The organism is Actinoplanes sp. NPDC049668 (genome assembly GCF_044465445.1).
Lineage (GTDB): Bacteria > Actinomycetota > Actinomycetes > Mycobacteriales > Micromonosporaceae > Actinoplanes.
In genome coordinates this window covers 226,718-253,445 of record NZ_JBITLR010000008.1, presented here as the reverse complement: position 1 = coordinate 253,445, position 26,728 = coordinate 226,718, and the positions used below count along the sequence as shown (strand labels likewise).

At 73.1% G+C, this 26,728-nt stretch carries 22 protein-coding genes and 2 pseudogenes; 12 read left to right on the top strand and 12 right to left on the bottom strand.

The annotated features are described in order from the left end of the window. Window positions 1-33: 33 nt before the first annotated feature. Both ACIBSW_RS32135 and ctaD read left to right on the top strand, forming a co-directional pair. Window positions 34-1,143: an FAD-dependent monooxygenase gene (locus ACIBSW_RS32135; RefSeq protein ID WP_354720140.1), complete on the top strand. Its 1,110-nt coding sequence runs from the start codon at window positions 34-36 to the stop codon at window positions 1,141-1,143. A 123-nt stretch (window positions 1,144-1,266) separates the two neighbouring features. Continuing rightward, complete coding sequence (ctaD, locus tag ACIBSW_RS32130; protein ID WP_354720141.1) at window positions 1,267-3,024, top strand: cytochrome c oxidase subunit I; 1,758 nt, start codon at window positions 1,267-1,269, stop codon at window positions 3,022-3,024. Window positions 3,025-4,293: 1,269 nt separating this feature from the next. On the opposite strand, the pseudogene ACIBSW_RS32125 reads toward ctaD, so the two are convergent. The 4 genes and pseudogenes from ACIBSW_RS32125 to ACIBSW_RS32110 form a co-directional block, all read right to left on the bottom strand. Beyond that, window positions 4,294-5,508: pseudogene (locus ACIBSW_RS32125) on the bottom strand (MFS transporter); the annotation flags it as partial. 68 nt (window positions 5,509-5,576) lie between these two features. Next, on the bottom strand, window positions 5,577-6,152 hold the full coding sequence (locus ACIBSW_RS32120) for an isochorismatase family protein (RefSeq protein WP_354720143.1): 576 nt from the start codon (window positions 6,150-6,152) through the stop codon (window positions 5,577-5,579). Window positions 6,153-6,163: 11 nt separating this feature from the next. Beyond that, window positions 6,164-7,450 (bottom strand): nicotinate phosphoribosyltransferase, encoded by a 1,287-nt coding sequence (locus ACIBSW_RS32115; protein WP_354720145.1) that lies wholly within the window; start codon window positions 7,448-7,450, stop codon window positions 6,164-6,166. A gap of 46 nt (window positions 7,451-7,496) precedes the next feature. Beyond that, window positions 7,497-10,031 carry a LuxR C-terminal-related transcriptional regulator gene (locus ACIBSW_RS32110; RefSeq protein WP_404799524.1) on the bottom strand — a complete coding sequence of 845 codons (2,535 nt, stop codon included), beginning with the start codon at window positions 10,029-10,031 and terminating at the stop codon, window positions 7,497-7,499. Window positions 10,032-10,379: 348 nt separating this feature from the next. Between ACIBSW_RS32110 and clpS the strand changes: the two genes are divergently transcribed. After that, window positions 10,380-10,670: an ATP-dependent Clp protease adapter ClpS gene (gene clpS / locus ACIBSW_RS32105; RefSeq protein ID WP_184997366.1), complete on the top strand. Its 291-nt coding sequence runs from the start codon at window positions 10,380-10,382 to the stop codon at window positions 10,668-10,670. Between the two features lie 20 nt (window positions 10,671-10,690). After that, the gene (locus ACIBSW_RS32100; RefSeq protein ID WP_354720149.1) at window positions 10,691-11,197 is read left to right on the top strand and encodes a DUF2017 domain-containing protein; all 507 of its coding nucleotides are present in this window, start codon (window positions 10,691-10,693) and stop codon (window positions 11,195-11,197) included. On the opposite strand, the gene ACIBSW_RS32095 is transcribed toward ACIBSW_RS32100, so the two are convergent. Next, entirely contained in the window at window positions 11,194-12,054 is an 861-nt protein-coding gene (locus ACIBSW_RS32095) for an aldo/keto reductase (protein ID WP_354720151.1), read from the bottom strand. The two genes, ACIBSW_RS32100 and ACIBSW_RS32095, sit on opposite strands and share 4 nt — an antisense overlap. An 87-nt stretch (window positions 12,055-12,141) precedes the next feature. Here ACIBSW_RS32095 and ACIBSW_RS32090 point away from each other — a divergent pair. The 3 genes and pseudogenes from ACIBSW_RS32090 to ACIBSW_RS32080 all read left to right on the top strand — a co-directional run bounded on the left by ACIBSW_RS32090 (window position 12,142) and on the right by ACIBSW_RS32080 (window position 14,012). After that, window positions 12,142-12,644 (top strand): annotated as a pseudogene (locus ACIBSW_RS32090) (Mov34/MPN/PAD-1 family protein). A 63-nt stretch (window positions 12,645-12,707) separates the two neighbouring features. After that, window positions 12,708-13,043 (top strand): MoaD/ThiS family protein, encoded by a 336-nt coding sequence (locus ACIBSW_RS32085; protein ID WP_354720153.1) that lies wholly within the window; start codon window positions 12,708-12,710, stop codon window positions 13,041-13,043. 3 nt (window positions 13,044-13,046) lie between these two features. Beyond that, window positions 13,047-14,012, top strand: coding sequence for a cysteine synthase (locus tag ACIBSW_RS32080; protein ID WP_354720154.1), 966 nt, complete (start codon window positions 13,047-13,049; stop codon window positions 14,010-14,012). Between the two features lie 34 nt (window positions 14,013-14,046). On the opposite strand, the gene ACIBSW_RS32075 is transcribed toward ACIBSW_RS32080, so the two are convergent. After that, window positions 14,047-14,469 carry a hypothetical protein gene (locus tag ACIBSW_RS32075; protein ID WP_354729869.1) on the bottom strand — a complete coding sequence of 141 codons (423 nt, stop codon included), beginning with the start codon at window positions 14,467-14,469 and terminating at the stop codon, window positions 14,047-14,049. A gap of 304 nt (window positions 14,470-14,773) precedes the next feature. Here ACIBSW_RS32075 and ACIBSW_RS32070 point away from each other — a divergent pair, with 304 nt between their 5' ends. The 4 genes from ACIBSW_RS32070 to rdgB all read left to right on the top strand — a co-directional run bounded on the left by ACIBSW_RS32070 (window position 14,774) and on the right by rdgB (window position 18,156). Beyond that, window positions 14,774-15,520 carry an MBL fold metallo-hydrolase gene (locus tag ACIBSW_RS32070; protein ID WP_354729867.1) on the top strand — a complete coding sequence of 249 codons (747 nt, stop codon included), beginning with the start codon at window positions 14,774-14,776 and terminating at the stop codon, window positions 15,518-15,520. A gap of 66 nt (window positions 15,521-15,586) precedes the next feature. Continuing rightward, complete coding sequence (locus ACIBSW_RS32065) at window positions 15,587-16,795, top strand: glycosyltransferase (RefSeq protein ID WP_354729871.1); 1,209 nt, start codon at window positions 15,587-15,589, stop codon at window positions 16,793-16,795. A gap of 24 nt (window positions 16,796-16,819) precedes the next feature. Beyond that, a complete protein-coding gene (rph, locus tag ACIBSW_RS32060; protein ID WP_354729865.1) occupies window positions 16,820-17,548 on the top strand; it encodes a ribonuclease PH in 729 nt (242 codons plus the stop codon). Beyond that, entirely contained in the window at window positions 17,545-18,156 is a 612-nt protein-coding gene (gene rdgB / locus ACIBSW_RS32055) for an RdgB/HAM1 family non-canonical purine NTP pyrophosphatase (protein ID WP_354729863.1), read from the top strand. Before rph ends, rdgB begins: the two co-directional genes overlap by 4 nt. Here the strand turns inward: rdgB and hutH are convergent, their stop codons facing one another. Genes hutH through ACIBSW_RS32025 form a run of 6 tightly spaced genes read right to left on the bottom strand, consistent with a single transcriptional unit; the run spans window position 18,157 to window position 25,768 of the window. Then, window positions 18,157-19,692, bottom strand: a complete 1,536-nt coding sequence (hutH, locus tag ACIBSW_RS32050; protein WP_354729861.1) for a histidine ammonia-lyase — start codon at window positions 19,690-19,692, stop codon at window positions 18,157-18,159. Further along, window positions 19,689-20,837: an imidazolonepropionase gene (gene hutI, locus ACIBSW_RS32045; RefSeq protein WP_354729859.1), complete on the bottom strand. Its 1,149-nt coding sequence runs from the start codon at window positions 20,835-20,837 to the stop codon at window positions 19,689-19,691. The genes hutH and hutI overlap by 4 nt, the downstream gene beginning before the upstream one ends. Further along, on the bottom strand, window positions 20,834-22,108 hold the full coding sequence (locus tag ACIBSW_RS32040) for a formimidoylglutamate deiminase (RefSeq protein WP_354729857.1): 1,275 nt from the start codon (window positions 22,106-22,108) through the stop codon (window positions 20,834-20,836). Before ACIBSW_RS32040 ends, hutI begins: the two co-directional genes overlap by 4 nt. Beyond that, a complete protein-coding gene (locus tag ACIBSW_RS32035; protein WP_354729855.1) occupies window positions 22,105-23,280 on the bottom strand; it encodes an allantoate amidohydrolase in 1,176 nt (391 codons plus the stop codon). The genes ACIBSW_RS32040 and ACIBSW_RS32035 overlap by 4 nt, the downstream gene beginning before the upstream one ends. Then, window positions 23,277-24,908 (bottom strand): urocanate hydratase, encoded by a 1,632-nt coding sequence (gene hutU / locus ACIBSW_RS32030; RefSeq protein WP_354729853.1) that lies wholly within the window; start codon window positions 24,906-24,908, stop codon window positions 23,277-23,279. The genes ACIBSW_RS32035 and hutU overlap by 4 nt, the downstream gene beginning before the upstream one ends. An 11-nt stretch (window positions 24,909-24,919) precedes the next feature. Then, complete coding sequence (locus ACIBSW_RS32025; protein ID WP_354729851.1) at window positions 24,920-25,768, bottom strand: MurR/RpiR family transcriptional regulator; 849 nt, start codon at window positions 25,766-25,768, stop codon at window positions 24,920-24,922. A 149-nt stretch (window positions 25,769-25,917) separates the two neighbouring features. On the opposite strand from ACIBSW_RS32025, the gene ACIBSW_RS32020 reads away from it, so the two are divergent. Further along, window positions 25,918-26,721 (top strand): MOSC domain-containing protein, encoded by an 804-nt coding sequence (locus tag ACIBSW_RS32020; protein WP_354729849.1) that lies wholly within the window; start codon window positions 25,918-25,920, stop codon window positions 26,719-26,721. Window positions 26,722-26,728: the final 7 nt, after the last annotated feature.

Below are 26,728 nucleotides of genomic sequence, written 5' to 3'. Positions count from 1 at the left end.
GCGTATCGAACACCCCTCGGAGGCGTTGCTGCGATGACCTTGCGCATCCTCGTCGTGGGCGCCGGCATCAGCGGCCTTGCGGCGGCCCGAGGGCTTCGCGTAGCGGGTTTCCGCCCGGACGTCGTCGAGGAGCTTCCGGCGACGACGATCCCCGGCGCCGGCATCTACCTTCCCGGCAACGCGTCACGGGCGCTGCGGCTGCTCGGCCTCGACGCGCCGCTGCGGCCGCTCGGCGACCTGATCTTCCGGCAGGTCTTCCAGGACTCCGCCGGCGGTCAGCTGTTCGAGCTGGACGTCGCCGCGCTGTGGGCGGGCGTCGGCGAGAGCCGCGCGCTGTCCCGCGGCGATCTCCAGCAGGTCCTGCTCACCGGCGTCGGCGGCGAGGTGCGCTACGACACCGCGGTCCGGGACCTGGAGATCATCGACGGCGGCGTCAAGGTCGAGTTCGACAGCGGCGCCGTCGCCGAGTACGACCTGGTCGTCGGCGCCGACGGCCGGCGCTCCACGATCCGGGCCAAGGCCGGGCTGGGTGGGCCGGCGACCCCGACGGGCCAGATCGTCTACCGCAGCGTGGTCACCGGCGGCCCCCCGGTCAGCGACTGGACGGCCCTGCTCGGGCGCCGGTCCCAGTTCGTCGTGATGCCGATGGGCGGCCGCCGGCTGTACTGCCACGCCGACGAGACGGCCGAGCCCGGCGCGCCCAACCCGGCGGACCCGGTGGCCCGGGTGCGCGAGCTGTTCCGGGGCTTCGGCGGCCCGGTGCCGGCGATCCTGGAGGCGCTGGAGAAGGTGCAGGTCGCCCGCACCGACGAGGTGGTGCTCGAGGGCTGGTCCAAGGGCCCGGTCCTGCTCGTCGGTGACGCCGCTCACGCGACCGCGCCGACGCTGGCGCAGGGCGCCGCCATGGCGTTCGAGGATGCCGTGGTGCTCGGCGAGGTGCTCAAGGCCGGCGCCGACGACGTGCCGGCGGCGCTGCACGCGTACGAGAAGCGGCGCGCGGGCCGATGTGACCAGGTCAGGGGCTGGACCCAGGAGCGCGACCGGACCCGCGATGTGCCGCCCGCGCAGCGCGACCCTATGCTGCGGACGCGGGGCCAGTCGATCTTCGCAGATCAGCTACGGGGACTTGTCGAACCGTTCTGAGATCTGGGTGAGCTTTGGTCACCCCGCGCCCGCCGGGGGTCGGCGGGGGACTATTCTGCCTGCGAGGTACGCCTTTCCACTCGGGTGTACGCAGTGGGACGAACGAGACACCGGAGGCTATCCGTGACGACCGTTGCGCCTAAGCCGATCGTGACCCGGCCATGGCCGGTCCGACAGCAGGTGAAGGGCTCGGCCCTCGCGCGGATCCTGCGGACGACGGACGCGAAGCAGATCGGGATCATGTACATGATCACCGCCTTCGTGTTCTACATCCTGGGCGGGTTCATGGCCCTGCTGATGCGCACCGAGCTGGCTCAGCCGGGCATGCAGGTCCTGTCGCCGGAGCAGTACAACCAGCTGTTCACGATGCACGGCACGATCATGCTGCTGTTCTTCGCGACGCCGATCGTGTTCGCGTTCGCGAACTTCGTGGTGCCGATCCAGATCGGCGCGCCGGACGTGTCGTTCCCGCGGCTCAACGCGTTCGCCTACTGGCTTTACCTGTTCGGCGGCATCATCACGATGAGCGGGTTCCTCACGCCGCAGGGCGCGGCCGACTTCGGCTGGTTCGCGTACACGCCGCTGAGCGACTCGCTGCACTCGCCGGGCTTCGGCGGCAACATGTGGGTGGTCGGCCTGGCGATCTCGGGTCTCGGCACCATCCTCGGCGGCGTCAACATGATCACGACGATCATCACGCTGCGCGCGCCCGGCATGACGATGTTCCGGATGCCGATCTTCACGTGGAACATCCTGGTCACCAGCCTCCTGGTGATCATGGTCTTCCCGTTCCTCGCCGCGGCGCTGTTCGCCCTGGCCGCCGACCGCGTCCTCGGCGCGCACGTCTTCGACGTGGAGACCGGCGGCCCGATGCTGTGGCAGCACCTCTTCTGGTTCTTCGGCCACCCCGAGGTCTACATCGTCGCGCTGCCGTTCTTCGGCATCATCACCGAGGTCATCCCGGTCTTCAGCCGCAAGCCGGTCTTCGGCTACAAGGGCCTGGTCGGCGCGACCCTGCTGATCGCGGCGCTGTCGATGAGCGTGTGGGCGCACCACATGTTCGTCACCGGCCAGGTGCTGCTGCCGTTCTTCAGCTTCCTGAGCTTCCTCATCGCGGTCCCGACCGGCATGAAGTTCTTCGTCTGGATCGGCACGATGTGGCGGGGCCAGATCAGCTTCGAGACCCCGATGATGTTCGCGCTGGGCTTCCTCGTGACGTTCCTCTTCGGCGGCCTGTCCGGCGTGCTGCTCGCGGCCCCGCCGATCGACTTCCACGTCTCGGACTCCTACTTCGTCATCGCGCACTTCCACTACGTGCTCTTCGGCACGATCGTGTTCGCGGTGTTCTCGGGCATCTACTTCTGGTTCCCGAAGATGTTCGGCCGAATGCTGGACGACCGCCTCGGCAAGATTCACTTCTGGCTGACGTTCATCGGCTTCCACGCCACGTTCCTGGTCCAGCACTGGCTGGGCGCGGAGGGCATGCCCCGCCGCTACGCGGACTACCTGGCCGCCGACGGCTTCACCTTCCTGAACTCGTTCTCGACGGTCGGCTCCTTCATCCTCGGCGCCTCGACCCTGCCGTTCATCTACAACGTGTGGAAGTCCTACAAGGTCGGCCAGCTCGTCACGGTCGACGACCCGTGGGGCGCCGGCAACTCGCTGGAGTGGGCGACCAGCTCCCCGCCCCCGCTGCGCAACTTCGACAAGATGCCCCGCATCCGCTCGGAACGCCCGGCCTTCGACGCGAAGTTCCCGGAACTCGCCGCCGGCTCCCAGTCGGTCGCGGGCCCGCCGGAGGGCGGCGCCCGCCCGCTGACGGCCGAGTCGGACGGCGGCGCGACCTACCAGGAAGACCTGAGCGACCACGGCAAGCACTGACCGCCGCCCATGAACCACTGACGACCCGCCCCCGGCCTCCACCACGGAGCCGGGGGCGGACCCGTTCCTACCCCACCTCCCGCGCGGCGCGAGGTCAGGCGGGGGAGATCGCCGCCCGGGACTCCTGGGCCACCGGCGGCCCGCGCGGTGCCGCCTGTCCCGGCCCTGTTCTCACCCCACCCTCCGCGCGGCGCGAGGTCAGGCGGGGGAGATCGCCGCCCGGGACTCCTGGGCCACCGGTGACCCGCGCGGTGCCGCCTGTCCCGGCCCTGTTCTCACCCCACCCTCCGCGCAGCGCGAGGTCAGGCGGGGGAGATCGCCGCCCGGGACTCCTGGGCCACCGGCGACCCGCGCGCCGTCGCCCGTCCCGGCCTCGCGACCAGCCGGGCTCCCCGGACCACCCACTCCGACCACCGCGGGAGAGCGGACCACCCACCCCCGGGCCCGCCGAGGCCGTGCGGCTCAGGACGTTTGCCCTCAGACGTGGAATCGCTGCGGCCGGTCAGATCTTGTTTCCCGGAGCTGGTCGGCCCGCTCCCATCCGGTCACGGCCTCGCGGCAGGGCGGGCCTGTGGCAGGGCGGGCCTGTGGCAGGGCGGGCCTGTGGCCGGGCGGGCCTGTGCAGGGCGGCCCCGCCCACTGACGGCCGAGCCGGATGGCGGCGCTACCTACCAGGAAGACCTGAGTGACCACGGCAAGCATTGACTGCATGCCTGCGTTGCTAACGGCCCGGACTCAACACCATGGAGCCCGGGATGGACCGTTCTCCACCCCGACCGCCCGCAGCGCGATCGGCTTGCAGCCCGAGCTTCTGTGCAGGTTCCGGGGTCGGTGCGGACCTCGCGCTGAGCGCCCGGCCTTCGACGCGACTCTTCCGCTGGCGACAACCGCGCAAGCGAGAGTGGGTTCGGTCAGCGCCCGCCCGCGGCGTCAGGGCGCCAGGAACTCGCCCGGCGGGCCCGGTGCGGCGGATGCCAGCGCGGCATCGGACTGCGGAGCACCGACCGCCGAACCACCCGGGCCTTCAGACCCGTCTGGGCCGCCTCCGGAAGCGGAGCCGGCCTCTGAGGCCGAGCGGGCCGCCGGAATGGAGCCGGCAGCGGGAGCGGAGCCGGCTGCGGGAGCGGGCCCGGCTGTGGGAGCGAGGTCCGCTGCAGGAGCGGGCGCGGCTGTGGGAGTGAGGTCCGCTGCGGGAGCGGGCCTGGCTGTGGGAGCGAGGTCCGCTGTGGGAGCGGGCCCGGCTGTGGGAGAGGGCCCGGCTGTGCGAGCGGGGTCGGCTGTGGGGGCGGGGTCGGCTGGGTGCGCGGTGGTCGTAGTGCGGCGGCGTTGGAGTTCGGCCGGCAGGGTCAGGGCCGCTACCAGTAGGCCCACGCCGCCGACGGCCGCGAAGCCCCAGGCCGGGGACCAGGTGTCCATCACCACGCCGGCCAGCGGGGCGCCAAGCGCCACTCCGACCGTCAGCGACGAGTTGTGCATCCCCATCGCCTCGCCGCGGGCCGAGGCCGGGGTCAGCCGGCTCACCGCGTCCGCCGTCGCCGTGATGGTCGGGGCGCACAGGGCGCCCGCGGGGAGCAGCAGCAGGCCCAGCAGCCACCAGTGCCCGCCGGCCAGGCCCACCGGGATCGTCAGCAGCGCCATCGGCGCGAACAGCGTCAGCGGGGACAGGCCCTGCCGCACGGTGCCGTAGGCGAAGCCGCCGACCAGCGAATAGGCCGCCCACATGCCGAGCACGGCGCCGGTCCACTCGACCTCGCCGGCGTTCTGCAGCACCGCGACCACCGCCACGTCCGTGCCGCTCAGCACCAGCGTCGCCGCGCTGCTGATCGCCAGGACCGCGACCAGCCGGGGGCGCAGCCAGGTGCTGCGGTGCACCCGCTCGCCTGCGGAGATCGGGGCCTCGTCCTTGCCGCGGACCGGCGGGTTCAGCAGGTACAGGCCGACTCCGGAGATCAGGATGCCGGCGCCGACGGCCAGCATCCCGGCCCGGGCGCCCGCGGTCGTGCAGATCAGGACGCCGAGTGCGGGGCCCGTCATGAACGACAGCTCGGTGGTGATGGAGTCCAGGGCGAAGGCCGGCAGGCGGTGGGACTCGGGCGCCAGCGCCGCGATCGACTGGCGGGCCACCGCGAAGGCCGGCAGGGTCAGGAAGCCGCCGAGGAGGGCGGCGAGCAGCAGCGCCCAGTAGGGCATGGCCTGCGCCGACGTCCAGAAGACGACCTCGGCCGCCGTGGTGAGCAGCAGCACCGGGCGCAGGCCCTTACGGTCGGTCATCCGGCCCATGACCGGGGCGCCGATGGAGCTGCCGATCGTGAAGGCCGCGCCGACCAGGCCGGCCTTCGCGTAGCCCAGGTGCAGGTCCTGGGTGACGTGCAGGGTCAGGGTGACCGTGCCCGCCGTGATCGGGATGCGGGCCAGCGTCGCCACGATGAGCAGCGAGCGGATGCCGCGCAGAGCCAGCGTCTCCCGGTAAGGCGTCAGTGTCATAGCGGTCCTAACCTCCGCGGGACAGTCTGCGCCAGGGGTACGACAACCCCAACCCGATTAGACCGAGGTCACGTCGCGAGGACCACCGGAGTGCCGGTGGTACGCACCTTGGCCTGCGTGAACTGGGCCAGCGCGGCCGTCGTGGTGGCCGCCGCCACGCCCGCGGTCAGGTCCAGCAGGACCGTCGTGTCGAAGCCCGCGGCGGCCGCGTCCAGCGCCGTCGCCCGTACGCAGTGGTCCGTGGCGATGCCGACCACGTCGACCTCGGTCACGTCGCGGGACCGCAGCCAGTCCGCCAGCCGTTCGCCGTCGGTGGTGTTGCCCTCGAAGCCCGAGTACGCCGCTGCGTGCGCGCCCTTGTGGAAGACCGCCTCGACCCGGTCCGTCCGCAGCGCCGGGTGGAAGTCGGCGCCCGCCGTGCCCACTACGCAGTGTGACGGCCACGAGTCGACGAAGTCCGGGTGCGCGCTGAAGTGCGCGCCCGGATCCACGTGGTAGTCCTTGGTCGCCACGACGTGGTCCCAGGCGCCGTCGGTCAGCGCCGACGTGATCTGTTCGGCCACCCCGGCCCCGCCGGGTACGGCGAGCGAGCCGCCCTCGCAGAAGTCGTTCTGTACGTCGACGATGATGAGCGCGCGCGACATGTCATGCCCTCTCAGGAGGTCGGTATCACGGTGACCGGGATCGCCGGGTCGCCGGCGGACAGCTTCAGGCCTTCCCAGGGGATCGAGATCAGGCACTGGCGCAGGTGGCTGCGGGACTCCGCGAGCGTCGGCGTCGGCAGGATCTCGCCGGCCGCGACGAACGAGCGCTGCAGGAGCCGGTCGTTGGCGACGTGGTCGGGCACGCCCTGGGACACCACGATCTCCTCGGTGGCCGTGCCCGTCGGCTTGTGGCGCCGGATCGCGGTCTTGCGGCCGCCGACCGTCGCCTTGTTCTCCGAGCGCTTGACCACCGCGCGGCCCTCGACCTCGACCAGCTTGTAGACCAGCCCGGCCGTCGGCGCGCCGGAGCCGGTCACCACGGCCGTGCCGGCGCCGTACATGTCGACCGGCTCGGCGGCCAGCGTGGCGATCGAGTACTCGTCCATGTCGCCGGAGACGATGATCTTGGTTTCGGTGGCGCCGAGGGAGTCGAGCAGCTCGCGGGAGTGCTGGGCCAGCACGGACAGGTCGCCGGAGTCGATGCGGACCGCGCGCAGGCCGGGCCCGGCCACCGCGATCGCGTTGCGGATGCCTTGTGCGATGTCGTAGGTGTCCACCAGCAGCGTCGTGCTCTTGCCGAGGGCCGCCACCTGCGAGGCGAACGCCGCCGGCTCGTCGTCGTGCAGCAGCGTGAACGCGTGCGCCGACGTGCCGGTGGTCGGGATGCCGTAGCGGCCGCCGGCCGCCAGATTCGAGGTGGAGGCGAAACCCGCGAGATAGGCCGCGCGGGCCGCGGCCACGGCGGCCTCCTCATGCGTACGCCGGGAGCCCATCTCGATGATCGGCCGGCCCCGGGCGGCGGTGACCATCCGGGCCGCGCCCGCCGCGATCGCGCAGTCGTGGTTGAGCACCGACAGGATGAGCGTCTCCAGCACCACGCACTCGGCGAAGCCGCCGGACACCGTCATGATCGGCGAGCCGGGGAAGAACAGCTCGCCCTCCGCGTACCCGTCGATGTCGCCGGCGAAGCGGTAGTCCGCGAGCCAGGCCGCGGTGGCCTCGTCGACGATCCCCGAGCCGAGGAGGAACTCGATGTCGACGGCGGTGAAGCGGAAGTCGCGGATGAGCTCCATGAGGCGCCCCTGGCCGGCGGCCACGCCGTAGCGGCGCCCGGTGGGCAGCCGCCGGGCGAACACCTCGAAGACGCTGCGGCGGTTCGCGGTGCCGTCCTTGAGGGCGGCGCCGACCATGGTCAGCTCGTACTGGTCGGTCAGCAGCGCGGGCGCGAAAGGGGTCACCGGCTCACCTTAGGCGGACGCGCCGGGCCCGGTCCGCCCGCGTTCCCTATTGCGGGAACAGGCGCAGCGCGGGGGCCAGCTCCACCCTCCCGTTCACGCCCAGCTTCGTGTAGACCCGCTGCAGGTGGTTCTCCACCGTGCGTGGCGACAGGTAGAGCCGGTCGGCGATCTCCCGGCTCCGCACCCCCTCGGCGGCCAGCTCGGCCACCTGCCGTTCGCGCACGGTCAGCGCGGGCTGGATCGCCAGCAGCGCGGGCGTGCGCATGGTGCCGCACCGGCCCAGGACGTCCGCCATCAGCGTGCTCGCGGCCAGCGCCCGTGGGTCCCGGGCCTGGCGGAAGATCCGGACCGCGCCGGCCGCGGCCTCCGCCGCGAAGAGCTGGTAGCCGAGCACGGCGAACTCGCGGGCGACCGCGAACAGGTCCTCGGGCGCCTCGTCCGCGCAGGCCCGGGCGTGCCGGATCAGCAGCGGCGCGGCGGCCCCGCCGACGGTGGAGCCCAGGGCGGCCATCCGGTCCGCGGCCAGCTCCGGGCGCCCGAGCCGGACCAGGTCGTAGAGGGCGAGCAGCTCGTGGGCGTGGAAACCGTCGGCCCGTGCCCGGGACGCGGAGCCGCGCAGCACCTGTACGGCCGGCGCGATCTCGCCCCGGCAGGCCAGCGTCCACGCGCGGGCCTGCTCCCACCACGGGTAGAAGAGCCCGACGGCGCCGCCCGCGGCCGACTCCGCGGTGGCCAGCGCGTCGACGGCCAGCGAGACCTGACCGAGCAGCGCCGCCACGTTGGCGCGGGCGAAGTGCGCGCCGCCGTCGTACACCCGGGCCGGGGCGAGCGCCGCGCAGGCCTGCTCGGTGGCGCGCAGCGCCTCGTCCGTGCGTCCGCGCAGCAACGCGGCCCGGGCCTGCAGCAGCGACACCCAGCCGGAGCCGAAGCCGAAGCCGCCGGCCTGCGCGAGGCGGGCGAACTCCGCCGCCAGGATCCGGTCGATGGCGCTCAGGTCGAGCGAGACGCTCACCATGGTGCCCTCGGCCATCTGCAGCGCGTACTGCACCGCGGGGGTCTCGCGCCGCCAGGCCGCGGTGTCCGCGACGACGGCGGCGATCAGCTCGGCGCTGCCGCCCGGGTCGCCGCCCGCGGCCGCGAGGAACGCCAGCACGCAGCGGGCGAGCGCCCGGGTCGCGGTGCTCGCCGCCGGCTCGTCGAGCACGCCGCGGGCCAGCGCGCGGGCCGCCCCCAGCTCGTCCAGCTGCAGCCGCAGGAACGCCTCGAGCGCGCGTACCCGGGCGGCCTCGGCCGGCTCGTCCGGCTTGGCGACGGCGAGCGTGTCGGCGGCGTCGGTCCGGCCGAGCCCGAGGAACTCGACGGTGGCGCGGGAGGTGAGCGCCCGGGCGCTGTCGTCCGGGGTGGCGTCCAGGACGGTGAGGGCGTCGTCCGGCTGGTCGGCGAAGAGCAGCACGGCGGCGAGCAGCTCGGCGGCCGGGAAGCCGCCGCCGGCGTCGTAGGCCGCCTCGGCCAGGCGCAGCGCCAGGCCGATGTCGAAGCGGTCGAACGCCTGCCGGGCCGCGCCGATCAGCAGCCCGGCGTCCTGCGCCGTACCGGAGTCGAGCCGCCAGACGGCGATCCGCAGCAGGTCGTCGTGGCGCCGGGCGCCGGTGCCCTCGACCAGGTCGGCGAGGCCGGCCAGCAGCCGCCGGGAGCGGGTCACCGGGCAGCGGCGCCGGACCACCTCGCCGTAGAGGGGGTGCGCGAGCCGGACGTCGCGGCGGCGCTCGTCGGCGACCACCCGGATCAGGCCGCGCTCCTCGGCGTCCTCCACGTCCCGGGGCTCCGCGCCGCCCAGCAGCAGCGCCAGCCCGAGCGGCTCGCCGAACGAGACCAGCTCGAGCACGTCGCGTACGCCGGCCGTGAGCCCGCCGATCCGCGCGTCGACCAGGTCGGCGAGGCTCGGCGCCAGCGTCAGGCGGCCGGTCCAGCGCCAGAACCCGTACGTCTGGACCAGCTCGCCGCCGCCGACCGCCGCCAGCACCAGCTCGCGCAGCAGCAGCGGGTTGCCGCCGCCCAGGCGGGCGAGCCGTTGCGCCGAGCCGGCCTCGACCGGCCCGCCGACCAGCGCGATGAGCAGCTCCCGCGACTCCTCGTCGGTGAGCGGCGCCAGCTCGGCGTGGCTGAGCAGGCCTTCGGTCCATAGTGCGCTGATCGGCGTCGGCACCGGCTCGGCGATCCGCAGCGCGCCGAGCAGCGTGGCGCCCTCCCGGACCAGCAGGTGGGTGAGCGCGGCCGAGGGCGGGTCGAGCAGGTGCGCGTCGTCGATCGCCAGCACGATCGGCCGGTCGCCCGCCGCTGTCTGCAGGCCGTCGACCGCCCAGCGCAGCAGCCCGGCCGAGGAGAGCCCGGCGGGCACGTCGGGCGGCAGGATCTGCGCGAGGCCGCCGAACGGCAGCCCGGAACTGGCGATGTTGGCCGACGCGCAATGCACCGAATACTGTTCCGCGGGCAGCATTGAGACCGCCTGGTGCAACAGGCGACTCTTGCCGATGCCGGCGGCCCCACTGAGGATCAGGCCGCGGTCCGAATCGATCGTCACGGCACTCGTGAGACGGGCCAACTCGTCGGCGCGACCGACGAATTCCCAGTGCTCCACCGAGCCAGCATATCGAGATCCGTCATCTTCAGGTCACGCTCGTACTACGTTCGAAAATGAGTATCCGAGGTCGAAACGGTGAGTATTCAGACATCTGTCTGGGCCTTCGGTGGTCCCATACGGTTCGGCGGTGCCGGCGTTACTGCCCGGGCCCAGCCTGGCGGGGCGGGCCCGGGCGCCCGCCGCGATCTTCCCGGGCCGGCGGTCCCGCCGGGTGCGAAGGCGGTCCCGCGCAACGCGCATGCGTCGGCGGTTCGACCCCCGGCCGAATCGGCGTGGCACGATGGGGGGATGGCGTTGCCTCAGGTCGCTCCCGCAGAGACGCCGCAGATCGAGGAGGTACCCGCCGATGACCGGCCGTGGGTAACGATCGTCTGGGACGATCCGGTCAACCTGATGTCGTACGTGACCTGGGTCTTCCAGAAGTTGTTCGGCTACAGCCACGACAAAGCCGAGCAGCTCATGATGGACGTGCATAACAAGGGCAAGGCGGTCGTCTCCGCCGGCGCGCGCGAGCGCATGGAGATGGACGCCTCGCAACTCCACGGCTACGGTCTGTGGGCAACGGTTGACCGGGCGTGAGTTGGCAGGTGGACTGACAGATGTTCCGACGCAACGGCAGCCAGTGCGTTGCCATGTTCGCCGTCGACGAGGTGCGCGTGCTGCGCAAGGTCGCCGGCGAGATCGTGGGACTGCTGATGGACGGCTTCGACCACACCGATCCGGTGGTCGGCCGGCTCTTCCCGGACATCTATCCCGACCGGCCCGAGGACTCCGCCGAGTTCCGCCTCTACACCGAGGGTGACCTCAAGACCGGCAAGATCGACCAGGCCGGCGCCATCCTCGCCGCGCTGCCCGACGACGGCCCGGGCGAGGTGCGCCTGGACGGCGAGGAGGCCGAGGCCTGGCTGCGCGCGATCAACGACGCGCGGCTGGCCATGGGTACCCGGCTCGACATCAAGGGCGACACCGACCTGAACGACGAGCTGGACGAGGCCGTCATCCACGACCCCGCGTCGAGCCGGGTCTTCCAGCTCTCCGTGTACGCGTACCTGGGCTACCTGCAGGAATCCCTGCTGAACGCGCTGCCGGAGATCGACGAAGACTAGGCCGCGTCGAGCCGGGCCTGCTCGGCGACGGTCAGGGTCAGCTCCGGCGCCTGGGCGGAGTCGATGATCGACTCGGGCCGGCTGGCGCCCGGGATCGGGACGACCCGTGGGCCCTTGGCCAGCATCCAGGCGAGCGCCACCCGCTGCGGGCTCACCTCGTGCGCGGTGGCCACCTCGGCGAACGCGCCGAAGCGCGCACCGAGCTCGCCGGCCCGGGCGATGCCGCCGAGCGGCGAGTACGGCAGGAAGGCGATACCCAGCTCGTCGCAGAGCCGCAGCTCGGGCTCCGACGAGCGGAACGCGGGCGAGAACTGGTTCTGCACCGCGGCGAGTCGGCCGCCGAGGATCTGCCGCGCCTGCCGGATCTGGTCGACGTCGGCGTTCGAGATGCCGGCCAGCCGGATCTTGCCCTCGTCGAGCAGCTCGCGGACGGCGCCCACCGACTCCTCGTACGGGACCCGGGGATCCGGGCGGTGGAACTGGTACAGGCCGATGGCGTCGACGCCGAGCCGCTTCAGCGAGCCCTCGACGGCCTCGCGCAGGTGTGCGGGGGAGCCGTCGACGGTCCACGAGCCGTCGCCGGGGCGCAGGTGCCCGCCCTTGGTGGCGACCAGCACGCCGGAGGCGTCGCCGCCCCAGCTCGCCAGCGCCTGCGCGATCAGCGTCTCGTTGTGCCCGACCTCGTCGGCGTGGATGTGGTAGGCGTCGGCCGTGTCGATCAGGGTGACGCCGGCGTCGAGCGCGGCGTGGATGGTCCGGACCGAGCGGCCGATCTCGGGGCGTCCCTCGATCGACATCGGCATCGCGCCGAGCCCGACGGCGCCCACCTGGACGTTTCCGATTCTTCGCTGCTTCATCACCAAGGCATACCCCGGTCGTCGATCGGTACGCGCGTGAGCACGGCCACCCCCGGCCCGGCGCCGGGCCACGGTAATGTGAACGGTGTGCTGACCATCGACAGCGCGATCGTTGCCGCGATCGTCGCCCACGCCCGCCGGGACCACCCCGACGAGGCCTGCGGCGTGGTCGCCGGAGCGATCGGCAGTGACCTGCCCACCCGGCACATCGCGATGGACAACGCGGCCCGCTCGATGACGTTCTACGAGTTCGACTCGATGGAGCAGCTGCGGGTCTGGCGCGAGATGGACGACAACGACGAGGAGCCGGTGGTCATCTACCACTCGCACACCGCGACGGAGGCGTACCCATCCCGCACCGACATCTCGTTCGCCGGCGAACCGGGTGCCCATTACGTGCTGGTATCGACCCGCGAGCCGGACTCCGAGGAGATCCGGTCGTTCCGTATCGTGGACGGTGTGGTGACCGAAGAAGAGGTCAACATCGTGGATGCGACGGTGGACGCGTGAGTGGGAGTGCGGACGGCTACGCCGTCCAGTCGTACATGTTCGGGCAGAGCCCCGCATCGGTCTACTACGAGTGTCGCTGACGCGACGCTTCCGACCTGCCCCCGAACTCTTTCGACTTCTCTTTTCCTAGGAGCATCTCAGCCATGGCTATCGAAGTTCGCGTCCCGACCATCCTGCGCAGCTACACCGGCGGCTCGAAGGTCGTCGAGGGTTCCGGTCAGACCCTGTCCGGCCTGATCGACGACCTCGACGCCAAGCACTCCGGCCTCAAGGGCCGGCTGCTCACGCCCGAGGGTGGCCTGCACCGGTTCGTCAACATCTACGTCAACGACGAGGACGTCCGTTTCCTGGGCGCGCTCGAGGCGAAGCTGGCAGACGGCGACGCCGTGACGATCCTGCCGGCCGTTGCCGGCGGCGCCCTGGGTTTCGCCGCCGCGGCGGCCCTGCTCGGCAGCGCGAAGCCGACCGAAGGCCAGTAACCGATGGCTCGCTACGAGAGCCTGCTGGACGCCTGTGGGGGCACGCCGCTGGTCGGCCTGCCCCGCCTCTCGCCGACGGTGCCCGAGGGGGCACCGCCGGTGCGGCTCTGGGCCAAGCTGGAGGACCGCAACCCGACCGGCAGCATCAAGGACCGTCCCGCGCTGTTCATGGTGCGCGAGGCGGAGGAGTCCGGGCGGCTCCGCCCGGGCGACACGATCCTGGAGCCGACCAGCGGCAACACCGGCATCGCCCTGGCCATGGTCGCGAAGCTGCGCGGCTACCGGCTGGTCTGCGTGATGCCGGAGAACGTCTCCTCGGAGCGCGTGCAGCTGCTCCGCATGTACGGCGCGGAGATCATCTTCTCGCCGGCCGCGGGCGGGTCGAACCAGGCGGTCGCGGTGGCGAAGCAGATCGCGGCCGAGCACCCCGACTGGGTCATGCTCTTCCAGTACGGCAACCCGGGCAACGCCCGCGCGCACTACGAGACCACCGGGCCGGAGCTGCTGCACGACCTGCCGACGATCACCCACTTCGTGGCGGGCCTCGGCACCACGGGCACGCTGATGGGCGTCGGCCGGTTCCTGCGGGAGAAGGTCGACGGCATCCAGGTCGTCGCGGCCGAGCCGCGCTACGGCGAGCTGGTCTACGGCCTGCGCAACATCGACGAGGGCTACGTGCCCGAGCTGTACGACGAGACGGTGCTGACCCGGCGCTTCTCGGTCGGCACCCGCGACGCGGTGCTGCGGACCCGGCAGCTGGTCGAGGTCGAGGGCATCTTCGCCGGCTTCTCCAGCGGCGCGATCCTGCACGCGGCGCTGGCGGTCGCCCACGAGGCGGTCAAGGCCGGCAAGCGCGCGGACGTGGCGTTCGTGGTCTGCGACGGCGGCTGGAAGTACCTCTCGACCGGCGCGTACGGCGGCACCCTCGGCGAGGCCGAGGAGGCCCTCGAGGGTCAGCTCTGGGCGTGAGTTTCGGCGGCGCGACCCCGGTCGCGCCGCCTACTCAGTAGGCCGCGGCCAGCATCAGGTCGGCGGCCAGCGGGACGGCCGCGCCCAGCAGCAGCAGCCAGGGCAGCACCCGCCGGTGGATGGAGAGGAACGCGCCCACCGAGAACGCGACGCTGACCATGCCGAGGATGGCGAGCACGGGCACGTACCACTCGGGCACGCCGCCGCCGATCTGCGACACCATCCCGCGCACGCCGACGCCGACCCCGCCGAGGCCGAGGAACGACGCGTACACCGACATGGCCAGCAGCCGCCGGGCGCCCGGCGCGGGATCGTCGGCGGCCGGGAAGCGGAAGTAGGCCTCGTCCTGCTCGGGCGCGCCCGCCGCGCCGGGCGGATACGACTCCCATCCGAACGGGACCACGTCCGGCGCGGGGGAGTCCTGAACCGGAACCCGGGTCCGTCGCGGTTCTTCCACGCCCGTCGTCGCCACACTGCCTCCGATTTGACCGGTGTTGTTACTTCACCCTGTGCAACGAAATTGACTCACTTGGCGTAACGGACAAGAAAATGACCCAGCTCACGGCGCGTGTGACTTACGTTGTCGATTTGGCGACAAATCGATCAGACGTTTATGTGACGTGCTGGTCCCGGCGTAGGCTGCGCAGCGTGATTGACTGGTCTGCCGTCTCGACCGAGGGCCGATTCTTGGGGGCAAGCGTCTTTCAAGGAGCAGGAAACTTGGCCGAGCGGACGACCGAGCGTGAACCAGAGGTACCCATATGCGACTGACCGTTCTCGGCTGTGCCGGCAGTTTTCCCGGCCCCGAGGCGGCTTGTTCCGCCTACCTCGTCGAGGCCGATGGCTTCCGGCTGCTGATCGACTTCGGCTCCGGATCGCTTTCGGCGCTTCAGCGCTACGCGGGCATCGGGGCCGTCGACGCCATCCTGCTGACCCACCTGCACTGCGACCACATGCTGGACGCCTGCACCTACGTGGTCGTGCGCCGCTACGCGCCGGGCGGCCCGCTGCCCCCGCTGCCGGTGTACGCGCCGATGGGCGCGGCGGAGCGCATCTCGGCGGCGTACAGCACGGACAACGAGCCGGTCGACGACGTGTACACGTTCTACGCCCTGCAGCCCGGCACCTTCCCCATCGGCCCGTTGACGGTCACCGTCGACCGGGTCAACCATCCGATCGAGACGTACGGCGTCCGGGTCGAGCACAACGGCGGTGTCCTGGCGTATTCGTCCGATACCGCTCCGTGTGATTCGCTGCTGCGCCTGGCGCAGGGCGCGGACCTCTTCCTCTGCGAGGCCAGCTACCTCGATGGCGTCAACAACCCGCCTGACCTGCACCTGACCGGCGGCGAGGCGGGCGAGGCCGCCACCAAGGCCGACGTCCGCAAGCTCCTGCTGACCCATCTCGTACCCGCCTGGGTCAGCGAGGCATCTACTGTGGAGGCCGCCTCGGCGGCTTACGCGGGTCCGGTGGAGGTCGTTCGGCCGGGCGCCCGCTACGATCTCTGAGCCTGCCGAGGGGACGGCACGACGGACCACCGACAAGTGACTCTGGAGTGGGCTTGCATGAGCGGGTTGCGCATCGTCCGACTGGCGAACTTCGTCTCACCTCGGTCGGGCGGGTTGCGCACCGCGCTGCGTAACCTCGGCGCGGGCTACCAGAGTGCCGGTCACGAGCCCATCCTGATCGTTCCCGGGCGCGAGCGCTCCGACAAGATGACCCCGCAGGGCCGCGTCATCACGCTGCCGGGACACCGCCTGCCCCGTACCGGCGGCTACCGGGTGCTGGCCTCGCGCCGCGAGCTGACCCGGCTGCTCGACCACCTGGAGCCCGACCGCCTCGAGGTCTCCGACCGGGCGCCGCTGCGCTGGACCGGCCGCTGGGCCCGCGATCGCGGTGTCGGCTCGATGATGGTGTCCCACGAGAGCCTGGCCGGCCTGCTCGGGGTCTGGGGCATGCCGGCCCGCGACGCGCTCGCCGACCGGCTCAACCGGCGCGCCGCCGAGGCCTTCGACCAGATCGTCTGCACGACCGCGTTCGCCGCGGCCGAGTTCCGCCGCCTGGGCGTGCCGAACCTGGTGGAGGTGCCGCTCGGCGTCGACCTGCGCCAGTTCCACCCCAGCCGCGCCGACGCCGCGGTCCGTTCGCGCTACGCCCGCCCCGACGAGCTGCTCGTCGTCTACTGCAGCCGGTTCTCCGCGGACAAGCGCCCCGAGCTGGCCGTCGACACGGTCGCCGCGCTGCGCGCCGCCAAGGCACCGGCCGTGCTGGTCATGGCCGGCGACGGCGCCCGCCGCGCCGCGCTGGCCTACCGGGCCGCCCGGCTGCCCGTGCGCTTCGCCGGGCACATCGCCGACCGCGACGACGTGGCCGCACTGCTGGCCAGCGCCGACGTCGCCGTCGCGCCGGGCCCGGTCGAGACGTTCGGGCTCGCCGCGCTCGAGGCCCTGGCCTGCGGCACGCCGGTCGTGGTCAACGCGGCCAGCGCCCTGCCCGAGGTCGTCGGCGAGGCGGGCATGGCGGTGCCGGGCACCCCGGAGGCCTTCGCCGAGGGCGTACGCAAGCTGATGGACCGTCCGGAGGACGAGCGGCGCGCCGCCGCCCGGGCCCGCGCCGAGCTGTTCGGCTGGCCGCAGGCCGTCGAGGGCTTCCTGCGCGCGCACGACGCCTCGCCGTCGGCCCGCGGCGCGATCGTGGCCCAGCAGGTGCCCGTGGCGTCCGGGCGGGCGCTGCGCCCGGCCGTGCCGGCGGTCGCGGCGGCGGCACCCGGCGACGCCCGGTAACGCCGATCCCCCTAGGCTCTTGGCATGGCGCGACCTGACGGCCGAGAGCCCGGCCAACTACGACCCGTGACCCTGACCCGCCGGTGGAGCATCCATCCGGAGGGATCGGTGCTCGTCGAATTCGGCGACACCCGGGTCCTCTGCACGGCCAGCGTGACCGAGGGCGTGCCGCGCTGGCGCAAGGGCTCCGGCCTCGGCTGGGTCACCGCGGAGTACGCGATGCTCCCGCGCGCGACGAACACCCGCGGCGACCGGGAGAGCGTCAAGGGCAAGGTCGGCGGCCGCACCCAGGAGATCTCCCGGCTGATCGGCCGCAGCCTGCGGGCCTGCATCGACCTGAAGGCGCTCGGCGAGAACTCGATCGTGCTGGACTGCGACGTGCTGCAGGCCGACGGCGGCACCCGGACCGCGGCGATCACGGGTGCCTACGTCGCGCTGCACGACGCGGTGACCTGGCTCGCCGAGCGCAAGTCGCTGGCGGGCAAGCCGGCCGCGGTCATGCACCGCTCCATCCAGGCCGTCAGCGTCGGCATCGTCGACGGCGAGCCCCGCCTCGACCTGATGTACCTCGAGGACGTCGCCGCCGAAGTGGACATGAACGTGGTCTGCACCGGCGACGGCGACTTCGTCGAGGTGCAGGGCACCGGCGAGGCGAACGTCTTCCGCCGCGACCAGCTCGACGCGCTGCTCGACCTCGGCGTCCTCGGCTGCGCCGAGCTGGCCGCCGCGCAGCAGAAGGCCCTCGCCTCGTGACCGCCCGCCTGCTGCTGGCCACGGCGAACCCGAAGAAGCTGCTCGAGCTGCAGCGGATCCTCGACCAGGCGCTGGGCTCCGGCGGCGTCGAGCTGGTCGGGCTCGGCGACTTCCCGGGCTACCCGGAGGTGCCGGAGACCGGGCTGACGTTCGGCGAGAACGCGCTGATCAAGGCCCGCGAGGGCGCGTCGCGCACCGGCCTGCCGACCGTCGCCGACGACTCCGGCCTGGCGGTCGACGCGCTCAACGGGATGCCCGGCGTCTTCAGCGCCCGCTGGTCCGGCGGCGGCGACGACAACGCCAACCTGGACCTGGTGCTGGCCCAGATCGGCGACGTCGCGGACGAGCACCGCGGTTGCGCGTTCGTCTGCGCGGCGGCGCTCGTGCTGCCCAACGGCCGCGAGCACCTGGTCGAGGGGCGGCAGCGCGGCCAGATCCTGCGGGCGCGGCGCGGCACCGGCGGCTTCGGCTACGACCCGGTCTTCCTCGGCGACGGGCAGCGCAAGACCAACGCGGAGCTGAGCCCGGCCGAGAAGGACGCGATCAGCCACCGCGGCCAGGCGTTCCGTGCCCTCTCCAAGGTCATCGCCAAGGAGCTTCCCCGGTAGTCACCGCAGCGGGCCGACCGCGGTCTCGATCGCGCCCCGCAGCGCCTGGCCGGAGACGACCCCGCGGGCCTGCTCCATCACCGGCGCGAGGAACACGTCCGGGCCGGGCTCGCCGGCGAACGCGGCCACCGCGGCGACGGCCTCCCGGCCCGCGGGCGACGGCGTCAGCGGCGCCCGCAGCTGGATGCCGCGCACCGCGGCGATCAGCTCGACCGCGAGCACGCTGGTCAGGTTGTCGAGGATGGTCCGCAGCTTCTTCGCCGAGGCCCAGCCCATCGAGACGTGGTCCTCCTGCATGCCGCTGGTCGGCAGCGAGTCCACCGAGGCCGGGCTCGCCAGCCGCCGGTTCTCCGCGACGATCCCCGCGGCGGTGTACTGGGCGATCATCAGGCCCGAGTTGACGCCCGCGTCCGGCGCGAGGAACGGCGGCAGTGACCGGTTGCGGGTCACGTCCAGCAGCCGGTCGACGCGGCGCTCGGCGATCGCGCCGACCTCGGCCGCGGCGATGCCGAGGAAGTCCGCGGCGAAGCCCAGCGGGGCGCCGTGGAAGTTCCCGGTGGACTCGACCCGGCCGTCGCCGAGCACCACCGGGTTGTCCACCACCGAGCGCAGCTCCCGCTCGGCGGTGGTCCGGGCGAACTCGCAGGTGTCCCGGGCCGCGCCGGCCACCTGCGGCGCGCAGCGCATCGAGTACGCGTCCTGCACGGCGTGCGCCAGGTCGTCGCGGTGCGAGTCCATGATGGCCGAGTCCTGCAGCAGCCGGTGGATGTTCGCCGCCGAGTCGGCCTGCCCGGGGTGCGGCCGGATGGCGTGCAGCTCGGGCATGAAGGGCCGGTCGGAGCCGAGCATCGCCTCGATCGCCAGGGCCGCGGTCACGTCGGCCATCGCGAACAGGTGGGACGCGTCGTCGACCGCGAGCAGCAGCATGCCGAGCATGCCGTCGGTGCCGTTGATCAGCGCCAGGCCCTCCTTGGCGGCCAGCTCGAGCGGCTCCAGCCCGGCGCCGTGCAGCGCGTCGGCGGCCGACATCCGGGCGCCGTCCTTGCCCAGCACCCAGCCCTCGCCGAGCAGCGCCAGCGCGCAGTGCGCGAGCGGCGCGAGGTCGCCGGAGGCGCCCAGCGAGCCGTGCTCGGGCACCCACGGCGTGATGTCGTTGTTGAGCAGGTCGACCAGCCCTTGCGCGAGCACCGGCCGGACGCCGGACAGGCCCATGGCGAGCGAGCGCACCCGCAGCAGCATCATCGCGCGGACCACCTCGCGCGGCATCGGCGCGCCGATGCCCGCCGCGTGCGAGCGGATGAGCGCGTGCTGCAGCTCGGCCCGGCGCTCCGGTGCGATGGAGGTGTTCGCCAGGGCGCCGAAGCCGGTCGACACCCCGTAGACCGGGCGGCCGGAGGCCTCGATCGAGTCGACGATGTCGCGGCTGCGGGCCATCGCCTCGCGCGCGGCGTCGGTGAGCTCGACCCGCGCGTCGTGGCGGGCGACCGCGACGACGTCGGCGGGCGTGATGCCGGTGGGTTCCACGAATACTGTCATTGGGGCACTCCGTCGTGCAGAACTGTCTTGATCAGGGGAACGCCCGGCCGGTAGGCCAGGTGCAGGTAGGAGGGGGCGTCGAGGACGACGAGGTCGCCGCGCGCGCCGGCGCGCACGACGCCGACGTCGTCGCGGCGCAGCGCCCGGGCGCCGCCCGCGGTCGCCGACCACAGGGCCTCCGCCGGCGTCATCCGCATCTCGCGGACGGCGAGCGCCAGGCAGAACGGCATCGAGGACGTGTACGACGAGCCCGGATTGCAGTCCGTCGCCAGGGCGACGGTCACGCCGGCGTCGAGCAGGCGGCGGGCGTCCGGGTACGGCGAGCGGGTGGAGAACTCGGCGCCGGGCAGCAGCGTCGCGACGGTCTGCGAGCCGGCCAGGGCGGCGACGTCCGCGTCGCTCAGGTGGGTGCAGTGGTCGGCGCTGGCGGCGCCGAGCTCGACGGCGAGCCGCACGCCCGGCCCGGCGACGAGCTGGTTGGCGTGCACCCGTGGGGTCAGCCCGGCCCGCGCGCCCGCGGTCAGCACCTCCCGGGCCTGGTCGCCGTCGAAGGCGCCCCGGTCGCAGAAGACGTCGATCCATTTCGCGTACGGCGTGACGGCCTCGAGCATCGGCCCGGTGACCAGCGCGACGTAGCCGTCGGGGTCGTCGGCGTACTCGGCCGGGACGACGTGCGCGCCGAGGAACGTGGTCTCGTCGGTGAGCCGCCGGGCGATCCGCAGGCTGCGGGCCTCGTCCTCGACGCTCAGGCCGTAGCCGCTCTTGATCTCGACCGTGGTGGTGCCCTGCCGGCGCGCCTCCAGCACGAGCCGCCGCGCCCCGGCCAGGAGCTCGTCGTCGCCGGCCGCGCGGGTGGCGGCGACGGTCGTGCGGATGCCGCCGCCGGTGTACGGCTCGCCGTTCATCCGGGCCTCGAACTCGCCCGCGCGGTCGCCGGCGAACACGAGGTGCGCGTGGCTGTCCACGAAGCCGGGTATGACCGCGCCGCCGCCGGCGTCGAGGCGCTCGTCGGCGTCGGGTGCGCCGCTGCGGGGCCCGACCCAGGCGATCCGCTCGCCGTCGAGGACGACGGCCGCGTCGCGCAGCACCCCGGTCTCGGGATCGTTGGTGACCAGCTCACCGATGTTGGTGACCAGGAGACTCATGTCAGGGCCTTCCGGAGGGCGGCGGCCACGTCGAAGCCGGTGTGCCGCCGGTCGTCCACGATGAGGCGGCCGTCGGCGACCACGTGGGTGACGTCGGCGGCGGTCGCCGCGAACACCGCGCCGGCCGGATCGACGCCGGCCGTGCGGACGCTCTCCAGCGAGACCGCGACCAGGTCGGCCCGGTCGCCGACGGCGATGCGCCCGGCGTCGGTCCAGCCCAGCGAGCCGTGCGCGGTCGCCGCCGCGAGCAGCTCGGCCGGGGAGAAGTGCCCGCGCCGCTCGGTGGCGAGCCGCTCGTCGAGCTCGACGCCGCGGGCCTCCTCGAAGAGGTCGATGACGGCCTGGCTGTCGCTGCCGAGGCTCAGCGTCACCCCGGCGTCGGCGAGGTCCCGGCCGCGGCCGATGCCGTCGGCCAGGTCGCGCTCGGTGCTCGGGCACAGGCAGACGTTCGTGCCGCTGCCGCCGAGCGCCTTGACGTCGGAGTCGGTGAGGTGGGTCGCGTGCACGGCGGTGGTGCCCGGGCCGAGGATGCCGTGCCGCAGCAGCAGTTCGGTCGGTGTGCAGCCGTGCACGGCCCGGCACTGGTCGTTCTCGGCGCGCTGCTCCGACAGGTGCACGTGCAGCGGTGCGCGTCCGGCGAGCCCGGTGAGGAAGCGCGCGGGCACGGCCCGCACCGAGTGCACCGCCGCGCCGATCAGCGCGTGCGGCGCCGGCCGCAGCGCGGCGACGCGGTCCTCCCAGCCGTCCAGGCCCCGGTCGCCGAAGCGGCGCTGCACGCCCTCCAGCGGCTTGCCGTCCACGCTGGACGTCAGGTAGAGCGTGTCCAGCAACGTGATCCGGATGCCGGCCTCGCGGGCAGCCTCGATGAGCGCGTGCCCCATCGCGTTCGGATCGTCGTACGGGGTGCCGTCCGGCCCGTGGTGCAGGTAGTGGAACTCGCCGACGCAGGTGATGCCGGCCATTGCCATCTCGCCGTACACGGCCCGGGCCAGGGCGAGGTAGCTGTCCGGGTCGAGGCGCCCCGCCACCGAGTACATCAGCTCGCGCCAGGTCCAGAAGCTGCCGCGGTCGCCGTGTGTGCGGCCGCGCAGCGCCCGGTGGAACGCGTGCGAGTGCGCGTTCGCCAGCCCGGGCAGCACCAGGCCGGGCAGCCGGGTGCCGTCGGCCGGCGAGTCCGGGGTCACCGCGGTGAACCGGCCGTCGCTCACCTCGATCCGTACGTTGCGCGCGACGGCGCCGTCGACCCAGGCGTGCTCGGCGAAGTAGGTCATGTCAGCTCCGCGAGTACGGCCGCCAGCGCCTCGACGCCGGCGCCGCAGTCCTCGTCGGACGCGTGCTCGGCGGGTGCGTGCGAGACCCCGGTCGGGTTGCGGACGAAGAGCATCGCGGTCGGCACGTGCGCCGACAGCACGCCCGCGTCGTGACCCGCGCCGGTCGGCAGGATCGGCGCGCCGCCGAGCAGGGCGGACAGCCGCGCGGCCAGCGAGGTGTCGAACGCGACCTCCGGGGAGACCGACTCCGGCTCGACGCTGACCTGCGTGCCGTCCTGGCCGGCCCGCTCCACCGCCTGCTTCACCACGGCCTCGACCAGGCGTTCCATGGTCGGGGTGTCGGCCGCGCGGGCGTCCAGCCAGCCGCGGACCAGCGACGGGATCGCGTTGGTGGCGTTCGGCTCGACCGAGACCCGGCCGATCGTGGCGTGCGCACCGGCGAGCCGCGCCTCCCGGTCGGCGGCCAGCACCGTGTGCGCGAACGTCAGCATCGGGTCGTGCCGGTCGATCATCCGGGTGGTGCCCGCGTGGTCGCCGTCGCCGGTGAAGTCCATCCGCCAGCGGCCGTGCGGCCAGATCGCGCTCGCGACGCCGACCGGCACCTCCAGGGCCCGGCCCTGCTCGATGTGCAGCTCGACCACCGCGGCCACCCGGGAGGCCAGCAGGGGCTGCGCACCCGCCGGCCGGGCGCCGAGGGCCTCACCGAACGTCACGCCGTCGCGGTCGCGCAGCGCAGCCGCCCGGTCCGGGTCGATCGCGCCGGTCATCAGCCGCGAGCCGAGGCAGGGCACGCCGAAGCGGCCGCCCTCCTCCTCGACGAAGGCGGCGACGCCGATCGGCCGCGCGGGTGCCATCCCCCGCTCCCGGAGCAGGTCGACGGCGAGGAACGCGCTGACGATGCCGAGCGGCCCGTCGTAGCCGCCGCCGTGCGGCACCGAGTCGAAGTGCGAGCCGGTCAGCACGGTTCCGGGCGCCCACGGCGTGCCCCACCAGGCGAACAGGTTGCCGTTGCCGTCCTCGGTCACGGTCATGGCCCGCCGGTCCGCCTGGTCGCGGAACCAGTCGCGCAGCATCAGCTCCGGCTCGCTCAGGGCGTACCGGAGATAGCCGCCGTTGGTCTCGCGGCCGATCGGAGCGATCTCGGCCCAGAGCCGCGCGAAGGCCGCGCTCATGAGTCCCTCATCGGGATGTGTACCTCCGCGGCGGCCGCGGACTCGTAGCCGGCGTCGACGTGCCGGATCACGCCCATGCCGGGGTCGTTGGTGAGCACCCGCTCGATCTTCTGGCCGGCCAGCGCGGTGCCGTCGGCGACGCAGACCTGGCCGGCGTGGATCGAGCGGCCGATGCCGACTCCGCCGCCGTGGTGGATCGAGACCCAGCTGGCCCCGCTGGCAGTGTTGATCATGGCGTTGAGCAGCGGCCAGTCCGCGATCGCGTCCGAGCCGTCCAGCATCGCCTCGGTCTCGCGGTACGGCGAGGCGACCGAGCCGGAGTCGAGGTGGTCGCGGCCGATGACCAGCGGCGCGGAGACCTCGCCGCGGGCGACCATGTCGTTGAAGCGCACGCCGGCCTTGTCCCGCTCGCCGTAGCCGAGCCAGCAGATCCGCGCCGGCAGCCCCTGGAACGCGACCCGCTCGCCGGCCATCCGGATCCACCGGGCCAGCGGCTCGTTCTCGGGGAACAGGTCGAGCACCGCGCGGTCGGTGGCGGCGATGTCGGCCGGGTCGCCGGAGAGTGCCGCCCAGCGGAACGGGCCCTTGCCCTCGGCGAACAGCGGCCGGATGTACGCCGGCACGAAGCCTGGGAAGGCGAACGCCCGCTCGTAGCCGCCGAGCTGGGCCTCGCCGCGGATCGAGTTGCCGTAGTCGAACACCTCGGCGCCGCCGTCCAGGAAGCCGACCATGGCCTCGACGTGCGCCGCCATGCTCGCTCGGGCCCGCTCGGTGAACTCCTCCGGCTTGGCCGCGGCGTACTCGGCGTAGTCGGCCACGTCGACGCCGATCGGCACGTAGCTGAGCGGGTCGTGCGCGCTGGTCTGGTCGGTGACGATGTCGATCGCCACGCCCCGGCGCAGCAGCTCGGGGAAGACCTCGGCGGCGTTGCCCACCACGCCGATGCTCCGCGCCACGCGGTCACGTTTGGCCGCCTCGGCCTGCGCGACGGCGTCGTCCAGGTCCGCGGCGACCGTGTCGAGGTAGCGGTCCTTGACCCGGCGGCGCAGCCGGGACTCGTCGACGTCCACGATCAGGCAGGCGCCGCCGTTCATCGTCACCGCGAGCGGCTGCGCGCCGCCCATGCCCCCGCAGCCGGCGGTGAGCGTCAGCGTCCCGGCCAGGTCGCCGCCGTAGCGCTTGGCGGCGACGGCCGCGAACGTCTCGTAGGTGCCCTGCAGGATGCCCTGGGTGCCGATGTAGATCCAGGAGCCGGCGGTCATCTGGCCGTACATGGTCAGGCCGAGCTTCTCCAGGCGGCGGAACTCCGGCCAGGTGGCCCAGTCGCCGACCAGGTTCGAGTTCGCCAGCAGCACCCGCGGCGCCCACTCGTGGGTGCGGAACACGCCGACCGGGCGGCCCGACTGCACGAGCAGCGTCTCGTCGTCGGCGAGCACGTCCAGCTCCCGCACGATCGCGTGGAACGAGGGCCAGTCCCGGGCCGCGCGCCCGGTGCCGCCGTAGACCACCAGGTCCTCGGGGCGCTCGGCCACGTCGGGGTCGAGGTTGTTCATCAGCATCCGCTTGGCGGCCTCCTGCGGCCACCCCTTGGCGGTACGGGCGGTGCCGCGGGTCGCTCGGATCGACATCGAATGCTCCTTCACGCTTCGAAGATGTGCCGGCGGGAGGCGGTCGCCTCGAACTCCTCCAGGCGGGCCTGTGTCTGCTCGGGCGCGGCGTCGCACATCGCCTGCAGCAGCACCATCGCCATCGCCATCGGGCCGGTGTGCAGGTCGAACACGAGCTGTGTTCCGACCGGCGCGGGCAGGACGACGTCGGCGTGCTCGGCGGCCGGGCTGACCGCCGAGTCGGTGAGCGCCACGACGGCCAGGCCGGCGCCGCGGGCCTCTCGGATCAATTCAAGTGTCTCCCGCGGATAACGCGGCAGCACGATCGCCAGCATCGCAGTCGCGCCGGCCGCGCGGGCCTGATCCAGGCGGTCCAGCAGCATCGTGCCCCCGCCGTCGAGGACCCGGACGTCCGGCAGCACCTTGGCGGCGAAATACCCGAAGTACGCCGCGAGCGGGCCGGCCGCGCGCATGCCCAGCACCGGCAGCGGTCGGCTGGCCGACAGCAGCCCGGCCGCCCTGCGCACCGCGTCGAGGCTGCTCAGCTCGTCGGCCATCTGCTCGAGGTGCCGCGTCTCGGCGCGCAGCGCCCGCTGCGTCGCGTTGTCGCCGTTGTCGGCCGGCGCGGCGCCGACGCCGACCAGGGCGCGCAGCTCGCGCCGCAGGGCGGGGTAGCCCGGGTAGCCGAGGGCCATGGCGAACCGGGTCACCGACGGCTGGCTCACCCCGGCCAGCTCCGCGACCTCGGCCGCGGAGAGATAGGCCGCGGAGGAGGCGTGCTGGACGAGGCTGTGCGCGATCCGCCGCTGCGTCGGTGTCAGCCGGGCGCCCTGGAAGAGATCCAGCACCCGTTCGGCCGTCCTGACAGCTCCGTCATTCACAACTGCAGACTATGCATGAAAACTTTCACTGCCTAGGGGGTGGACCGCATTGCGCGAAATCGGCGGCCCCGCCGCCCCGGCGATCGTGACCCCGCCGGCCGGCCCGGCGGCGGACCACGGGTGCGCGGCCACCCGCCTACGCTGGTCGGATGCGGATCAGCTCGCTGCACACGTACCCGGTCAAGGGTGGTCACCGCCTGGACCACGACGAGGCGCTGGTGGAGCCCTGTGGCCTCGCCGGCGACCGCCGGTGGATGCTCATCGACCCGGACGGGGTCGGCATCACGCAGCGGGCCGCGCCGGAGCTGACCCGACTGCGGCCGGTGCCGCGCGCCGGCGGGCTCGAGCTGAACGGCTTCCACGTCGACGAGCCGATGGATGGTCCGAAAGAGACAATCCGGGTCTTTAGCTCTAAACCCCCACTTGCCGCGCGTATCGCGGAGCCCGCCACGGAGTTCGTCTCCGCCTTCCTCGGCCGGCCCGCCCGGCTGGCCTGGCTCGCCGACACCACCGCCCGGCCCATCGCGGCGCACGCGCTGCCCAGCGACCGGGTCAGCCTCGCGGACGGCTACCCGCTGCTGCTCACCAACGCCGCCTCCCTCGACGCGGTCAACGACTGGCTGCTCGAAACCGGCGACGAGCCCGTGCCGATGACCCGCTTCCGGCCCAACGTCGTCGTCGCCGGCGCGCCGCCCTGGGCCGAGGACGACTGGCTCGGCTCCCGCCTGCGGATCGGCGACGTGACGTTCCGCGCGGCCGAGGCGTGCCGGCGCTGCATGGTGACGACCATCGATCAGGAGACCGGCGAGGTGGGGCGGCAGCCCCTGCGCGTGCTCGGCCGCCACCGCCGGTTCGCCGACGGGCTGCGCTTCGGCATCAACCTCATCCCGGACCTGGCGCCGGGGCGCACCGGGGTAATCCGGGCGGGGGAGACTTCCTTAGCTCTGTCTTAGGAGGGTT

What these genes read in the sequence shown, in the direction of transcription:
- hutH (WP_354729861.1), bottom strand. Translation starts at nt 19,692, where the DNA reads ATGACAGTATTCGTGGAACCCACCGGCATCACGCCCGCCGACGTCGTC.
- ACIBSW_RS32095 (WP_354720151.1), bottom strand. Translation starts at nt 12,054, where the DNA reads ATGAAGCAGCGAAGAATCGGAAACGTCCAGGTGGGCGCCGTCGGGCTC.
- clpS (WP_184997366.1), top strand. Translation starts at nt 10,380, where the DNA reads ATGGCGTTGCCTCAGGTCGCTCCCGCAGAGACGCCGCAGATCGAGGAG.
- ACIBSW_RS32070 (WP_354729867.1), top strand. Translation starts at nt 14,774, where the DNA reads ATGCGACTGACCGTTCTCGGCTGTGCCGGCAGTTTTCCCGGCCCCGAG.
- ACIBSW_RS32120 (WP_354720143.1), bottom strand. Translation starts at nt 6,152, where the DNA reads ATGTCGCGCGCGCTCATCATCGTCGACGTACAGAACGACTTCTGCGAG.
- ACIBSW_RS32020 (WP_354729849.1), top strand. Translation starts at nt 25,918, where the DNA reads ATGCGGATCAGCTCGCTGCACACGTACCCGGTCAAGGGTGGTCACCGC.
- hutI (WP_354729859.1), bottom strand. Translation starts at nt 20,837, where the DNA reads ATGAGTCTCCTGGTCACCAACATCGGTGAGCTGGTCACCAACGATCCC.
- ACIBSW_RS32100 (WP_354720149.1), top strand. Translation starts at nt 10,691, where the DNA reads ATGTTCCGACGCAACGGCAGCCAGTGCGTTGCCATGTTCGCCGTCGAC.
- ACIBSW_RS32135 (WP_354720140.1), top strand. Translation starts at nt 34, where the DNA reads ATGACCTTGCGCATCCTCGTCGTGGGCGCCGGCATCAGCGGCCTTGCG.
- hutU (WP_354729853.1), bottom strand. Translation starts at nt 24,908, where the DNA reads ATGTCGATCCGAGCGACCCGCGGCACCGCCCGTACCGCCAAGGGGTGG.
- ACIBSW_RS32085 (WP_354720153.1), top strand. Translation starts at nt 12,708, where the DNA reads ATGGCTATCGAAGTTCGCGTCCCGACCATCCTGCGCAGCTACACCGGC.
- ACIBSW_RS32035 (WP_354729855.1), bottom strand. Translation starts at nt 23,280, where the DNA reads ATGAGCGCGGCCTTCGCGCGGCTCTGGGCCGAGATCGCTCCGATCGGC.
- rph (WP_354729865.1), top strand. Translation starts at nt 16,820, where the DNA reads ATGGCGCGACCTGACGGCCGAGAGCCCGGCCAACTACGACCCGTGACC.
- ACIBSW_RS32040 (WP_354729857.1), bottom strand. Translation starts at nt 22,108, where the DNA reads ATGACCTACTTCGCCGAGCACGCCTGGGTCGACGGCGCCGTCGCGCGC.
- ACIBSW_RS32080 (WP_354720154.1), top strand. Translation starts at nt 13,047, where the DNA reads ATGGCTCGCTACGAGAGCCTGCTGGACGCCTGTGGGGGCACGCCGCTG.